Annotated in this window: 13 protein-coding genes; 5 read left to right on the top strand and 8 right to left on the bottom strand. The window is 55.5% G+C overall.

The features are described 5' to 3' along the window. Window positions 1-4 precede the first annotated feature (4 nt). A complete protein-coding gene (celB, locus tag ACSIPU_RS11515; protein WP_047720430.1) occupies window positions 5-1360 on the top strand; it encodes a PTS cellobiose transporter subunit IIC in 1356 nt (451 codons plus the stop codon). A 104-nt stretch (window positions 1361-1464) separates the two neighbouring features. Here celB and treC read toward each other — a convergent pair whose 3' ends face one another. The 3 genes from treC to treR all read right to left on the bottom strand — a co-directional run bounded on the left by treC (window position 1465) and on the right by treR (window position 5669). After that, a complete protein-coding gene (gene treC, locus ACSIPU_RS11510) occupies window positions 1465-3120 on the bottom strand; it encodes an alpha,alpha-phosphotrehalase (protein WP_108704284.1) in 1656 nt (551 codons plus the stop codon). A 54-nt stretch (window positions 3121-3174) separates the two neighbouring features. After that, a complete protein-coding gene (treB, locus tag ACSIPU_RS11505) occupies window positions 3175-4593 on the bottom strand; it encodes a PTS trehalose transporter subunit IIBC (RefSeq protein WP_004108948.1) in 1419 nt (472 codons plus the stop codon). Window positions 4594-4721: 128 nt separating this feature from the next. Next, a complete protein-coding gene (gene treR / locus ACSIPU_RS11500; protein ID WP_016809082.1) occupies window positions 4722-5669 on the bottom strand; it encodes a trehalose operon repressor TreR in 948 nt (315 codons plus the stop codon). A 180-nt stretch (window positions 5670-5849) separates the two neighbouring features. On the opposite strand from treR, the gene mgtL reads away from it, so the two are divergent. Both mgtL and mgtA read left to right on the top strand, forming a co-directional pair. Next, window positions 5850-5903 carry a mgtA regulatory leader peptide MgtL gene (mgtL, locus tag ACSIPU_RS11495; RefSeq protein WP_139025212.1) on the top strand — a complete coding sequence of 18 codons (54 nt, stop codon included), beginning with the start codon at window positions 5850-5852 and terminating at the stop codon, window positions 5901-5903. Window positions 5904-6048: 145 nt separating this feature from the next. Next, complete coding sequence (gene mgtA / locus ACSIPU_RS11490) at window positions 6049-8757, top strand: magnesium-translocating P-type ATPase (RefSeq protein ID WP_109220879.1); 2709 nt, start codon at window positions 6049-6051, stop codon at window positions 8755-8757. Between the two features lie 67 nt (window positions 8758-8824). Here the strand turns inward: mgtA and ridA are convergent, their stop codons facing one another. The 5 genes from ridA to ACSIPU_RS11465 all read right to left on the bottom strand — a co-directional run bounded on the left by ridA (window position 8825) and on the right by ACSIPU_RS11465 (window position 12640). Then, window positions 8825-9211 carry a 2-iminobutanoate/2-iminopropanoate deaminase gene (gene ridA / locus ACSIPU_RS11485; protein WP_196557794.1) on the bottom strand — a complete coding sequence of 129 codons (387 nt, stop codon included), beginning with the start codon at window positions 9209-9211 and terminating at the stop codon, window positions 8825-8827. A gap of 153 nt (window positions 9212-9364) precedes the next feature. Beyond that, on the bottom strand, window positions 9365-10819 hold the full coding sequence (gbpA, locus tag ACSIPU_RS11480; protein WP_196557796.1) for an N-acetylglucosamine-binding protein GbpA: 1455 nt from the start codon (window positions 10817-10819) through the stop codon (window positions 9365-9367). Between the two features lie 270 nt (window positions 10820-11089). Then, complete coding sequence (gene pyrI, locus ACSIPU_RS11475; protein WP_004098115.1) at window positions 11090-11551, bottom strand: aspartate carbamoyltransferase regulatory subunit; 462 nt, start codon at window positions 11549-11551, stop codon at window positions 11090-11092. Window positions 11552-11563: 12 nt separating this feature from the next. After that, the gene (pyrB, locus tag ACSIPU_RS11470) at window positions 11564-12499 is read right to left on the bottom strand and encodes an aspartate carbamoyltransferase (protein ID WP_004108911.1); all 936 of its coding nucleotides are present in this window, start codon (window positions 12497-12499) and stop codon (window positions 11564-11566) included. A 36-nt stretch (window positions 12500-12535) separates the two neighbouring features. Beyond that, a complete protein-coding gene (locus tag ACSIPU_RS11465) occupies window positions 12536-12640 on the bottom strand; it encodes a pyrBI operon leader peptide (protein WP_077260121.1) in 105 nt (34 codons plus the stop codon). Window positions 12641-12833: 193 nt separating this feature from the next. Here ACSIPU_RS11465 and ACSIPU_RS11460 point away from each other — a divergent pair, with 193 nt between their 5' ends. Further along, window positions 12834-13286, top strand: a complete 453-nt coding sequence (locus ACSIPU_RS11460) for a YhcH/YjgK/YiaL family protein (protein WP_024273633.1) — start codon at window positions 12834-12836, stop codon at window positions 13284-13286. Between the two features lie 244 nt (window positions 13287-13530). Further along, a complete protein-coding gene (locus ACSIPU_RS11455) occupies window positions 13531-14505 on the top strand; it encodes an SIS domain-containing protein (protein ID WP_004108909.1) in 975 nt (324 codons plus the stop codon). Window positions 14506-14512: the final 7 nt, after the last annotated feature.

The following is a 14512-nucleotide window of genomic DNA, read 5'->3' as shown; positions in this document are numbered from 1 at the left end:
CACTATGTCTCGTACTTCATTTATTGAACGCTATGTCATGCCCGCCGCGCTGAAAATCGGCGGGCAGAAGCATGTCCTGTCGGTACGTGACGGCATTATCCTTAATATGCCGTTTATGCTGATCGGTTCGTTTTTCCTGATATTCGCTTATCTGCCGATCCCTGGTTACGGTGAGCTGATGGCCAGCGTGTTTGGCGATGCCTGGCGCGATAAGATGCTGTACCCGGTCAAAGCGACCTATGACATCATGGCGCTGCTCTCCGCCTTCGGCATTGCCTACCGGCTGGCGGAGAAATATCGCACCCTGGATCCGCTAAGCGCCGGGGCGATGTCGCTGGTGGCGTTTGTGATGACGATCCCCCAGGTGACGCTCTTTACGCCGGCAGACGGTTCAGCGGCGCAAATCGTCAAAGGCGTGCTGCCGGTGGGGATGATTGGCAGCCAGGGACTGTTTGTGGCGATTGTGATTTCGCTGCTCTCTACAGAGATTTATCGCCTGGTGGCCAGCCGTAATCTGGTGATCCGCATGCCGGACGGCGTACCGCCCGCGGTGGCGAAATCTTTTCTCGCCCTGATCCCCGGTTTCTGCGTGCTGGCCGTGGTGCTGGCGCTGCGCCTGATCGTTGAAGCTTCGCCGTTCGGCGATATCAATAGCATGATTACCACCCTTATCGGTATTCCCATGTCGCACGTCGGCGGTTCGCTGCCGGGGATGATTATCTCGGTGATCCTGATTGGTATCCTGTGGACCTTGGGGCTGCACGGCGACACCATTGTGCTGGTGTTTATTCGCCCGGTCTGGCTGTCGAATATGTCGGAAAACCTGGAAGCGTTTCAGAATGGACTGCCGATCCCGCATATCATTACCCAGCAGTTTTATGATCTGTGGATTGCGCCCGGCGGTACCGGTGCGCTGCTGGGGCTGGTGATTTTTATGCTGCTGCACAGCCGTAGCCAGCAGATGAAACAGCTGGGAAAAATCGCCGCGCCGGGGGCGCTGTTTAATATCAGCGAGCCGATGGTATTCGGCATTCCGCTGGTGATGAACCCGTACTTCTTCCTGCCGTTTATTTTGACGCCGGTCCTGCTGGTGATTGTCTCGTATACCGCGATGGCCACCGGGCTGGTGATGAAGCCGGCGGGGATTGCGCTACCGTTTACCACGCCTATTTTTATGAGCGGCTATCTGGCGACCGGAGGGCATATTTCCGGCGCGGTGCTGCAGGTGGTGAACCTGGCGATCTCGCTGGTGATCTATTATCCGTTCTTCCGGGTATGGGATCGCCTGAAGGCGAAAGAAGAGCAGGCGTCCGCGCAGCCGGAAGCCAGCGCGACGCTGTCTGCGGCTGATCGTATTTAAAGCGTATTCCCGGACAGGCGCTTGACGCGCCTGTCCGGGCCACCGGCCCGCAGACGGCTGTGAATCGGAAGCCCGGCTAAGCGTAGCGCAAGCCGGGGAGGGGGTTACGCCTGCAGCCACCATACCGCTTCAAACGGGCGCAGGGTCATATCGGCAGGGCGGTTCGCCACTTCCGCGTAGTTGCTCATGAGCGTCCGCCAGTCGCCGCTCATGACTTCCGGCTGCCAGCGCTGGAACTCGCGGCTCAGGTTCGCCACGACGACCAGCGTTTGTCCCTGCCACTGACGGCGGTAGCACCACAGCGACGGATGTTCCGGCAGCAGGTCCTGGTAATCGCCCCAGGTCAGCACCGGCGTGCTCTTGCGCAGCGCAATCAGCTGCTGATAGGCATAAAACACGGATTCCGGGTCCGCCAGCGCTGCTTCGGCGTTAATCTCGCGATAGTTGTCGCACAGCGCAATCCACGGCTCGCCTGCGGTGAATCCGCCGTTTTCACCGCGGTTCCACTGCATGGGCGTGCGGCTGTTATCGCGCGATTTACTGGCCAGAATCGCCAACAGTTCATCCGCGTCCCGGCCCTGAGCCGCGCGTTCGATATACATGTTGTGGCTCTCAACGTCGCGATAATCGGTGATGCGCGTAAAGTGCGGATTAGTCATGCCAATCTCTTCGCCCTGATAAATATAGGGCGTGCCCTGCATGCCGTGCAGCACCATCGCCAGCATTTTCGCCGCCGGGACGCGGTATTCCCCTTCATCACCGAAACGGGAGACGATGCGCGGCTGATCGTGGTTACACCAGAACAGCGCATTCCAGGCGCGATTGTGCATTCCCTGCTGCCAGTGCCTGAACAGCGATTTCAACGCCACAAAATCCGGTCGCGCCAGCGTCCACTTCTCTCCGCCGGGGTAGTCCACCTTCAGATGGTGGAAGTTAAAGGTCATCGAGAGTTCGCTGCCGTCGAGCGCCGCATATTTTTGGCAATGTTCAAGCGTGGTGGAGGACATTTCGCCCACCGTCATCAGATTTCGCGGGGTGAAGACATCGCGGCTCATCTCCTGCAAAAATTCGTGCGCTCGCGGACCGTCGGTATAAAAGCGGCGGCCATCGCCAGCGGTATCGGACGGGAAGGACTGGTCTTTGGAGATAACATTGATCACGTCCAGGCGCAGGCCATCGACGCCGCGATCGGCCCAGAATTCGCAGACTTTTTTCAGCTCTGCGCGCACGGCAGGGTTTTCCCAGTTCAGATCTGCCTGCTCAACGGCGTACAGATGCAGATAGTACTGCTCGCTTTCGGCGTGCCACTGCCAGGCGTTGCCGCCAAACTTAGATTGCCAGTTGTTCGGCGGGGTGGTCGGCTCGCCGTCGCGCCAGATATAGAACTGGCGATACGGACTCTCTTTGCTGAGCGCTTCCCGGAACCAGGCATGCTCGGTCGAAGTGTGGTTCAGCACCATATCCAGCACGATACGAATTCCTCGCGCCTTCGCCTGAGCCACCAGCTCATCGAAATCGTCCAGCGTGCCGTAGGCAGGGTCGATAGCGGTATAGTTGGCCACATCGTAGCCGTTATCCACCTGCGGCGAGACATAGAACGGCGTCAGCCAGATAGCGTCAACGCCAAGCTTTTGCAGATAGTCGAGGCGAGAGGTGACGCCGCGCAGATCGCCGGTACCGGTGCCGGTCGTATCCTGGAAACTCTTCGGATAGATTTGATAAATAACGCCGTTTTGCCACCAGAGGGGAAGGGTATTCATATTGCGTTCCTGCTACAAAAGAGGGGGGCGACAGCGCGCCCCGAAAATAAGATGTCAGACAATCTGTAAGGTGCCCTGGCGGAATTTGCGTTGGTAAACGACTGTCGTCAGGACAATCGGCACAATCACGGCAATGGCCATCGCCAGTGCGTAAACCTGCCAGTAGGTGGGTTGAATAGAGAGAATGCCCGGCAGGCCACCGACGCCGATGCCGTTGGCCATCACACCGTTCAGTCCGCACAGCAGCCCGGCAAGACCGGAGCCGACCATCGCGCAAAGCATCGGGAAGCGGTATTTCAGATTGATACCGTACATAGCGGGTTCCGTCACGCCGAGATAGGCGGAAATGGCGGCCGGAACGGAGATTTCGCGTTCGTTCTGTTTACGGCTGGCGATGATTATCCCCACCACTGCCGACGCCTGAGCGATGTTGGACAACGCAATCAGCGGCCATACCGGCGTACCGCCCATGCTTTGAATCATCTGCATATCGATGGCGAGCGTGGTCTGATGGACTCCGGTGATCACCAGCGGGGCGTACAGGAAGCCGAACAGCGCGGCGCCAATCGGCGCAAAGCTGCCGGTTAACAGATGACGCACGGCCCAGGCCACGCCGTCGCCAATCATGCGGCCAACCGGTCCGATAAAGGCGTGCGCGAGGAAGACCGCCAGGATCAGCGAACAGACCGGCACGATCACCAGGTAAAGATAGTCAGGCACGATGCGTTTCAGCCGCGTTTCAATAAAGCCGAGCGCCAGCCCCGCCATCAAGGCCGGAATCACCTGCGCCTGGTAGCCGACTTTCTCAATCGTAAACAGGCCGAAGTTCCATACCTCCGGCACCTGCTGACCCAGCAGGTAGGCGTTCATCAGCTGCGGAGAAACTAACGTAACGCCCAGCACGATGCCGAGGATCGGCGTGCCGCCTATTTTCTTTACCGCAGACCAGCAGATACCCACCGGCAGGTAGAAGAAGATCGCCTCGCCAATCAGCCACAGGAAGTCATAAAGGGTTTTCAGCGACGGATGCATCTGCGCCAGCGTCTGGCCGTTGCTCATTGGCAGATCGCCGATCACGTTGCGGAAGCCTAAGATCAGGCCGCCGCTGATCAGCGCAGGTAGCAGCGGGAAGAAGATCTCCGCGAAATGTGAAATGAGCTGTTCATGCCACTTCATATTCTGGCGTGCGGCTTTTTTGGCCTGCTCTTTATCCGCGCTGGCCTGGCCGGTGGTCGCCAGTAGCGCTTTATAGTAGTCGCCAACCTCGGTACCGATCACCACCTGGAACTGACCGGCGTTGGTAAAGCAGCCCTTCACCATGCGTAGTTGTTCAATTTCTTTCGGTTTGGCAATGGCTGGATTATTCAGCACAAAGCGCAAACGGGTAATACAGTGGCTGACGGTGGCGATATTATCGCGTCCGCCCACCAGTTCGATAAGTTTATCGATGTCCTGCTGATTTACTTTACTCATGATGAGGCCTCATGACCGAGGGGAGAGGTTGCATTTAACTTGCAGTGGATCCTACTCGCTCCGTTTGAATTGCAAAATGGGAACGTTCCCGAAACGCAGCGAAGATCACATAAATCGTTAAGACAGGCTTAATTCAGTACGGCGGGAATGACGATTTGACGAGGCTCCCGACTGCCGGCGATCTGCTCGATCAGCTGCTTAGCCGCCTGGCGTCCGGACTCGGCGTAGCCGGGATCGACGGTCAGGATCTCCGGGTGGAGAAACTTCATCAGCGGCGTGCTGCCGACGCTGGCAAGCTGGAGATGATCGATACCCTGTTGCTGGAGATATTTGCTGGCCCCCAGCGCGAGGGTGTCGGTGGCGCAGACCAGCGCGCTGGTTTCAGCCGACAGCAGGCAGGCGACGTTTTCGTAGCCCTGCTTCATGCCCAGGCCCGGCAGCGCGGCAAGGGGCGAGAGGTGCTTTTGACGGCAGAAATCGAGGTAGGCCTGGTGGCGGCGCTGCCCGGTGGTGACGTCGCTGTGCGGAACGCCGAGGAAGCTAATGTGGCGATGCCCGCGATCGTACAGGCGCTGCATCAGCATCCTGATCGACCCTTCATCGTCATAGCACACGGAGGCGATGCCCGGCGCGTCGCGGGCCAGCAGCACCAGCGTCTCCCGCCACGGGGTGAGCATCTCTTCATGGATGCCGGTAAAACCAAACAGCACCACGCCGTCGATATTGCGCCGGGCGAGCATGCCGAGATGCTCCTCTACCAGCGCCGGGGAGAACTGGCTTTCCATCATAATCGGATCGTAGCCCTGCTCGTAAAAGGCGGGCAGCATGGTCTGGACGGCAAGGTTTTCCGACAATGAATCCAGACGCGTGACGATAATCGCCACCACTTTGTCGCTCTGGCCGCGCATCGCCCTGGCAGAACGAGAGGGTGAAAAACCGTGCTGCTGCATCACCGCTTCGACTCGCTGGCGAGTACGTTCGCTAACGCCGCTTTCGTTATTAAGCACGCGCGATACCGTCGATTTCCCGACGCCGCTTAAGCGCGCGATATCTTTGATGGTCAGCCGGTTTTGCATGCAGGGTTCTCGTTGTAGTCCGCTTAAAGTGAGCCTAATGCTACTCAACGAAACCACAATGAGCAAAGTCTGGTTTACGTCTGGTTTAGTTGCCGGGGGGTATCATCGCCATAATAGCCACAAATAGATTATCGGTGACGTTATAATTCGCGCCGTTTGTATTCATTTACCGGAGATTTTATGGACCCCGATCCCACTCCTCATCCTCGATGGAGCTACCACTTTTTCCGGTAAATCTGCTTAGCGCTGCTTTACCGGAAGCGTAAAGCAGCGATGTCTTTGATGTCCCTGCCATAAAAATAACATGCCTGACAGGTAAGGTTGACTTGCGCCTGTCGTTAGCGCTGCGTTCGCTCGTGCGAGCGCGGAGGGACCGTTTATGTTGAAAAATTTTACCCGCCAGCTGTTCGCCCAGCTTGGCCGCCATTTACCGCATCGTTTAGTCCAGCGCGATCCGCTTCCTGATGCCCGCAATATGGCGAGCGCGCCAATCCCCGATTCTCTTGGCAAGCAGTGCCTGAACGTCGCGGCAATGGATGATAATGAAATCTGGCGCGCTTTCGCCAGCCATCCGGAAGGGCTCAATGCAGGCGAAGTGGCGCAGAAAATCGCCCGGTATGGCGAAAACCAGATCCCGGCGCAGAAGCCGTCACCCTGGTGGGTGCATCTGTGGAGCTGCTATCGCAACCCCTTCAACCTGCTGTTGACCGTCCTGGGTATCGTCTCCTACTCGACGGAAGATCTGTTTGCCGCGGCGGTCATCGCCCTGATGGTGGGGATCTCCACGCTGCTGAACTTTATCCAGGAAGCCCGCTCGACCAAAGCGGCGGACGCCCTGAAGGCGATGGTCAGCAATACCGCGACGGTACTGCGGGTGGTGAATGAGCAGGGTGAAAGCCGCTGGTGCGAGCTGCCCATCGACCAGCTGGTGCCGGGGGATATCGTTAAGCTATCGGCGGGAGACATGATCCCCGCAGACCTGCGCGTTATTCAGGCGCGCGATCTGTTTGTCGCCCAGGCATCGTTGACCGGTGAATCGCTGCCGGTTGAAAAAGTCGCCCATACCCGCGACCCGCTGCAGACGAACCCGCTGGAGTGCGACACTCTGTGCTTTATGGGTACCAACGTGGTGAGCGGTTCGGCGCAGGCGATTGTTTTCGCCACCGGCGGCGGTACCTGGTTTGGTCAACTGGCTGGCCGCGTTAGCGAGCAGGAAAGCGAGCCAAACGCCTTTCAGAAAGGGATCAGCCGGGTCAGCATGCTGCTGATCCGCTTTATGCTGGTGATGACGCCGGTTGTGCTGCTGATTAACGGCTATACCAAAGGCGACTGGTGGGAAGCGGCGCTGTTCGCGCTCTCCGTCGCGGTGGGTCTGACCCCGGAGATGCTGCCGATGATCGTCACCTCGACCCTGGCGCGCGGGGCGGTGAAGCTGTCAAAACAGAAAGTGATCGTCAAGCACCTCGACGCGATACAGAACTTTGGCGCGATGGATATTCTGTGCACCGATAAAACCGGTACCCTGACGCAGGATAAAATCGTGCTGGAGAACCACACCGATGTCTCCGGCAAGGTGAGCGAACGCGTGCTGCATACGGCCTGGCTGAACAGCCACTATCAGACCGGACTGAAGAATCTGCTCGATACCGCAGTGCTGGAAGGCGTTGAACAGGAGTCGGCGCGCGGGCTGGCGGAACGCTGGCAGAAAGTGGATGAGATCCCGTTTGATTTTGAGCGTCGCCGCATGTCGGTGGTGGTGCAGGAGCAGAGCAACGTTCATCAACTGATCTGCAAAGGGGCGCTGCAGGAGATCCTCAACGTCTCGACCCAGGTGCGCTATAACGGCGACATCGTACCGCTGGACGACACCATGCTGCGGCGCATCCGTCGGGTGACCGACAGCCTCAATCGTCAGGGATTGCGCGTTGTGGCGGTGGCGACGAAGTATCTGCCCGCCCGCGAAGGCGACTACCAGCGCGCGGATGAATCCGACTTGATCCTTGAAGGCTATATCGCTTTCCTGGACCCGCCGAAAGAGACCACAGCCCCGGCGCTGAAAGCGCTGAAGGCCAGCGGTATTACGGTCAAAATCCTGACCGGAGACAGCGAGCTGGTGGCGGCCAAAGTCTGCCACGAAGTAGGTCTGGATGCGGGGGACGTGGTGATCGGCAGCCAGGTTGAAGCGCTGAGCGATGATGAACTGGCCGAGCTGGCAAAACGTACCACCCTGTTTGCGCGCCTGGCGCCGTTGCACAAAGAGCGTATCGTGACTCTGCTGAAACGCGAAGGACACGTGGTGGGATTTATGGGCGACGGCATTAACGACGCCCCGGCGCTGCGCGCGGCGGATATCGGTATTTCCGTCGACGGCGCCGTGGACATTGCTCGTGAAGCGGCGGATATCATCCTGCTGGAGAAGAGCCTGATGGTACTGGAAGAAGGGGTTATTGAAGGCCGCCGGACCTTCGCTAATATGCTCAAATACATCAAAATGACCGCCAGCTCCAACTTCGGCAACGTGTTCAGCGTGCTGGTGGCCAGCGCCTTCCTGCCGTTCCTGCCGATGCTGCCGCTGCATCTGCTGATCCAGAATCTGCTGTACGATGTCTCCCAGGTCGCCATTCCGTTTGATAACGTTGACGATGAGCAGATCCGTAAACCGCAGCGCTGGAACCCGGCGGATCTCGGGCGCTTTATGGTCTTCTTTGGGCCGATCAGTTCGATATTCGATATTCTGACGTTCTGCCTGATGTGGTGGGTATTCCACGCCAATACGCCGGAACATCAGACCCTGTTCCAGTCCGGCTGGTTTGTGGTGGGCCTGCTGTCGCAGACGCTGATCGTGCATATGATCCGCACGCGGCGGATCCCCTTTATCCAGAGCCGTGCGGCCTGGCCGCTGATCGTGATGACGCTGCTGGTCATGGTGGTTGGAGTAGCGCTGCCGTTCTCGCCGCTGGCGGGGTATCTACAGCTTCAGGCGCTGCCGTTAAGCTACTTCCCGTGGCTGATTGCTATCCTGGCGGGCTATATGACCCTGACCCAAATGGTTAAGGGCTTTTACAGCCGTCGCTACGGCTGGCAGTGAGCGAGGCGCTTTACGAGCAGAAACAACAAAGGCAGCCACGAGCTGCCTTTGTTCATACTGTCTATGATTAGCGGCGAATGGCGATCGCTTCAATCTCAATCTTCACGTCTTTCGGCAGACGCGCCACTTCTACGCAGGAGCGCGCCGGGAAGGTGGCGTTGTGCTCGGTGAAGAAGGCTTCATACGCAGCGTTAACGGTTGCGAAATCGTTGAGGTCTTTCACGAAAACGGTGGTTTTAACGATATCGCCCACTTTCAGGCCCGCGGCTTCGACGATAGCTTTCACGTTCTCCAGCGACTTACGCGCCTGAGCCGCAACCTCTTCAGGCACGCTGCCGGTTTTCGGGTCTACCGGGATCTGCCCGGAAGTGATGATCATGTTACCCAGATCAACGCCCTGAACGTACGGGCCGATGGCTGCTGGCGCATTTTCCGTCGCGATAGTTTTAGACATGAGTTCTCCTGAAATATTTAAATGTAATCAGACTGGCGTGGGCCATTATAAAGAGTGCTGGCTGCTTTATCATTAAGCAGGCCGCATTTTGCGAAGGAGAAAAGCGGATAACGCAGGGCGCTATCCGCATAAGGCGTGAGCCGCCGGGAGAAATTATTGGGCGACTTCGGTCCAGGCCATCGCCCAGTCAGAGCCAACCCCCGGCTCGTACTGGCTGGCGTGTTGGCTCCACTGCACGCAGTAGCCGCTGTAGGGGAACGGACGACATTGGTACACTTTGCCATTTTTAGGCTGCATGACCTTCGTCCCCGCCGTATAGCTTTTCAGGTTATCCGGGAAGGTATAATCGTAGTTTCCCGCAGGCGCTGGCGTTGGTTCGCTCTTCTCTTCCAGCATCAGGTTGATCACACCCTGGCTGATAATGGCGCCCTGCGCATTACTGGCTGAGTAGCGCAGCATATGATGGCCTGCCTGAACGTTGGTCAGTGGAATCGATAACGGCAGAGAGCGATTATCTATCGTTTGCTGGAGACTCCCTTTCTCTGCACCAGCATGATCGCTGACGACGGCGGTGAGATGCATTTCGCCTTTGGCCGCGGCGTTGAAAGTCACCGTTGCTTTGCCGTTTTCGATGGGGGTTGCGGCGACGTTGCTGAGGCTCAGGGATTCTTTCGCGGTATCGTCCGCTTGCGATTCGCTATAACTCAGCGTGACGCTTTGCAACGCGCTGCCTTGCGGCGCATACACCTGGTTAACGCCATAGATGGGATTAATGTTGCCACTGCCGTCTTTTACTCCGGCACGCAGGCTATCATGGTGTGCGGTATTAATGACTTCCGCCAAATCGTAAGACCATTGACTGGATTTCCCTTGTGCTTCGCTGGCAATAGTCAATTCCGTTTGCAGCGAATGAACCTCTCCGCTGGCATTAAAGACATGGGCAATGACTTTATCACCAGCATGAAGATCTTTTCCGCTCAGCTGACCGGTAAGCTGCGTTGTCCAGAGGGAACCGTTCTCAGCGTCATCGCCGGTACCGCCAAAATCGACGTCAATGGCCTGATAAAAACTATTTGCCGTATCGGCGATTTCCCAGACTGCATAAATAACCTGATAACCGGTACGCTCTGGCACATTACATGAGTGGGTGACCTCAATAGCCGGCGTCATGCCGTTACCGTCAATTTGACAGAAGGGCTTACTTTCAAAATCGCTGCGCGTCAGCGGCTTATTTTGGTCCCAGTTCTGTTTGGTTATGTAATAACGCCAGTTGGTGGTTTTATGGGGGGCAGAATGGTGCCAGATGAAGTTATTTGCCCCGCTCTTTATTGCGCTTTTAGCCCAGCGAGTCGGGCTCTGGCTATCAAGCTGCGAGAAGTTGGCTTTACCCGCGCTGGCCAGTTGACCGTCCGGCGGCATTGCGCCTTCAGGAAAACCGCTCGTTTGCTCAACGCTTTGCGGCTCCCACTGTACTGAACCGCAGTCGCTGTTTTTGCCTGTATTACATTGATAGGCCCGACTGGGCGGAAACGCCACGTAGCCATGAGCCAACGCCGAGGTGGTAAATAATAATGCGGCGGTATATATCGATAATTTCTTCAGTTGCATAATTCATCCAGTGAACAATGATTAATTATTGGAAAGCGTTTATGCAGTGTATAAAGCGAAAAATACCGGAGCAATATCGATGATATTTAATGATGAATATAAATAATGACTCATTTTAGCAATGAGGTGAGACGATCGTAAATGATAATAAACTGAGATAGAGTGATGCCTTTTCAAACGAACATTGAAATGGCAGCCGCGCGTTTAATGTATATGATGCTTTCAGGAACAGGCCCCTTTTCGGGGCTGCTCCTGATGACGCTAATAAATTTAGTTTGCCAGCACGACATGATGTGAAAATTCTTTTTCACAGTATTTGCACTTCAGCGCGATATCGTTTTCACGTTTCTTCACTGCAAAGCTGGAGGACACCGGCTCGGCGTGGCTGATGCAGTTGCTGTTCGGGCATACCAGCACGTTATTGATACGGTCCGGCAGATTCGGTCGGGATTTACCAACGACTTCATACTCATCAATGCGGTTCACCGTGGCCTGAGGCGCATACAGGGAGAGCTGGTTGACCTGCTCATCGGTCAGGAAGGTGTTCTCAATTTTGATTAAATCCTTACGGCCCATTTCGCCTGACGGCAGGTTCAGGCCGATGGTGATGCGCTGATCCGTTTCGGTTAGTTTGAACAGCGTCAGCAGCTTAAAACCGACCTGCGCCGGGATATGGTCGATAACGGTGCCACGTTTGATGGCTTCTACCTGTAATTTATTGTCGTGTGTCATCTTTATTTCCCCTTACAGTGCCAGATCGCTATTCAGTACCAGTGCCAGTAACGCCTGGCGCGCGAAGATGCCGTTGCCCGCCTGCTGGAAGTACCAGGCGTGCGGCGTTTTATCAACATCGGTGGTAATTTCGTCAATGCGCGGCAGCGGATGCAGCACCTTCATATTCTCACGGGCGCCTTCCAGGTCGGCGGCGCGCAGAACAAACTGCGCCTTGACGTTGGCATATTCTGACGGGTCGAGACGCTCTTTCTGTACGCGAGTCATATACAGAATGTCCACCTCTTCCATCACCTCTTCAATCGCGTTATGCAGGCTCCAGGCAATGCCTTTTTCGTCGAGCATATCGAGAATGTACTGCGGCATGGCCAGCGCGTCCGGCGCGATAAAGTAGAAGCGATTGCCGTTAAATTTCGCCAGCGCCTGCGTCAGGGAGTGGACGGTACGGCCATACTTCAGGTCGCCGACCATCGCCACGTTAAGATTTTCCAGACGGCCCTGCGTCTCCTGAATGGTGAAGAGATCGAGCAGGGTCTGCGTCGGATGCTGGTTAGCGCCATCGCCGGCGTTGAGTACCGGAATACCGCCGGAGAACTCGGTCGCCAGGCGCGCCGCGCCTTCCTGCGGGTGGCGCATCACGATAGCATCGACGTAGGTGCTGATGACCGAGATGGTGTCGGCCAGGGTTTCGCCTTTTTTGCCCAGCGAGGTGTTGCTGCTGTCTGAGAAACCGACCACGCTGGCGCCCAGGCGGTGCATGGCGGTTTCAAAAGACAGGCGTGTGCGGGTCGACGCTTCAAAAAAGCAGCTGGCAATCACTTTATGCTTGAGCAGCTCCGGCTGTGGATTTGCTTTCAGTTTTGCAGCGGTCGCCAGTACCAGTTCAAGGTCTTCGCGGCTGAGATCGTTTATGGAAATGATATGTTTTTGGAATAGCGGGTTAGCCATGTTTATCTCCTGACGCCTGGGCAAAAAAAAAGCCCCTTAAATAAGGGGCTTTACGAATACGGATGCAACGGAAAGGAAAAACGGCAGGCCAGCGTCTGTTCTCAGACGCGGTAAGACGCGATGTCGTACACACTGAACCATAATTCCTCCCGGCAAAACGGGTGGCATTATACGCAGCTCATTTTTCGGATCAAGCGATTAATCCACAAACAGGTAAACGTTTGCCTGGGTAATCATGCGTTAACGCAAAAAACCCGTAAAAAGTGGTGGTATGGCAGTCAGAAGGGGGGTATAAAACCTGAAAATGAAAAGCTGTTTTACATTTGAGGTTACTATGATCGTTGGAAATATTCACCATCTGCAAAGCGGGTTGCCGGAGCCTCTGCGCAAAGCTATTGAATACGTGAAAGCCCATGTCACCGACGCGACGCCGCTGGGTAAACATGATATTGACGGTAACAATCTGTTTTATCTCATTTCTGAAGATACTACCGAGCCGATGGCCGACCGCCGCGCCGAGTATCACGCCCGCTACCTGGACATCCAGATTGTATTGAAAGGTCAGGAGGGCATGACCTTTAGCGTTCTCCCTGCCGGCGAGCCGGATACCGACTGGCTGGCGGATAAAGACATCGCTTTCCTGGCTGAAGGGGCGCAGGAAAAAACCGTGATTCTCAGCGAAGGCGACTTTGTCGTGTTCTATCCCGGCGAAGTGCATAAGCCGCTATGCGCGGTTGGCGCACCGGCGAAGGTGCGCAAAGCGGTTGTGAAGATGCTGATGGTTTAGTTGACGAGCGTATTTTTACCCAAGGCTAGCAATTGTCGTCTTGTGACCATTGTTAGCCTTTGTTTTTTCTGGCTATTCCCGATTTTTTACTTCTTATTCCCTCTCATTTGATGCTTCAGCCAAATGCTCATACCGCGCGCATTGTGCAAATTTTGATGGCGATCTCATTAATACGTTATATAACGTATTAATGTTGTTTCCGTTAATTTGAACAATCAATAGTGAGATGTGGAGTTATTACTATATGAATACTAAAGAAATAATTAATGCCGTTGCGAAAGAGATAGAAGATAAAGGCGGAATCCGCCAGGTGTTCCTTGTGGCCTGCGGCGGGTCATTAGTGGATATGTATCCGGCTAAATACTTTCTTGATAGCGAGGCGACAACGCTTCATGTAGGCATGTATACCGCCAATGAGTTTGTCTACGCGACGCCAAAAACTTTGGGGGTGAATTCGCTGGTTATCGTCTGTTCGCACGGGGGCAACACGCCAGAATCCGTCGCTGCGGCTAAGCTTGCACAGCAGCATCAAGCGCATACTATTACGCTGACTCACAACGCTCAGGCACAGCTGATCGAATACGCCAGCCACAACATTCTCTATGCCTGGGGTAACGATACTAATGTGGTCGATAATCCGATGGCGATTATCCTCAATCTGTGCGTTGATACGCTGCAGCAGGTTGAAGGTTTCGATAATTACGCTGATTTCCAACAGGGAATGGCCCAAATTAACGGCGTCATTGCTCATGGCCGTCAGCAGGTTGCGGATCGCTGCCAGCGTTTTGCCCAAAAATATCAGGATGAAAAACTCTTCTATATCCTCTCCAGCGGAGCTTCTTACGGCCATGCTTATGGTTTTGCTATCTGCTCACTAATGGAAATGCAATGGCTACATGCCGCACCTATTCACTCCGGTGAGTACTTCCACGGGCCTTTCGAAGTTACGGATAAAGAGACGCCGTTTATTTTATTAATGAACGAAGGCCGTACGCGGGCGATGGATGAGCGAGCTTTGGTCTTCCTCACCAAGTATGCAGAGAAAGTGGAAGTCGTTGATGCTAAAGAACTGGGCATCGGGGTTCTCCCTCCGTCAGTCGTGGAGTTTTTCAACCCGGTGCTGTTTTACAGCATCATGTGTGAATATCGTTCTGCGCTTGCCGACATTCGTCAGCATCCATTGGATACCCGCCGCTATATGGGGCTGGTGGAATACTAAGGGGAAT

This window comes from Klebsiella sp. HN106, assembly GCF_051209435.1.
GTDB lineage: Bacteria > Pseudomonadota > Gammaproteobacteria > Enterobacterales > Enterobacteriaceae > Klebsiella > Klebsiella oxytoca.
The sequence above is the reverse complement of the archived record's forward strand: the minus strand, read 5'-3'. Positions and strand labels throughout refer to the sequence as shown.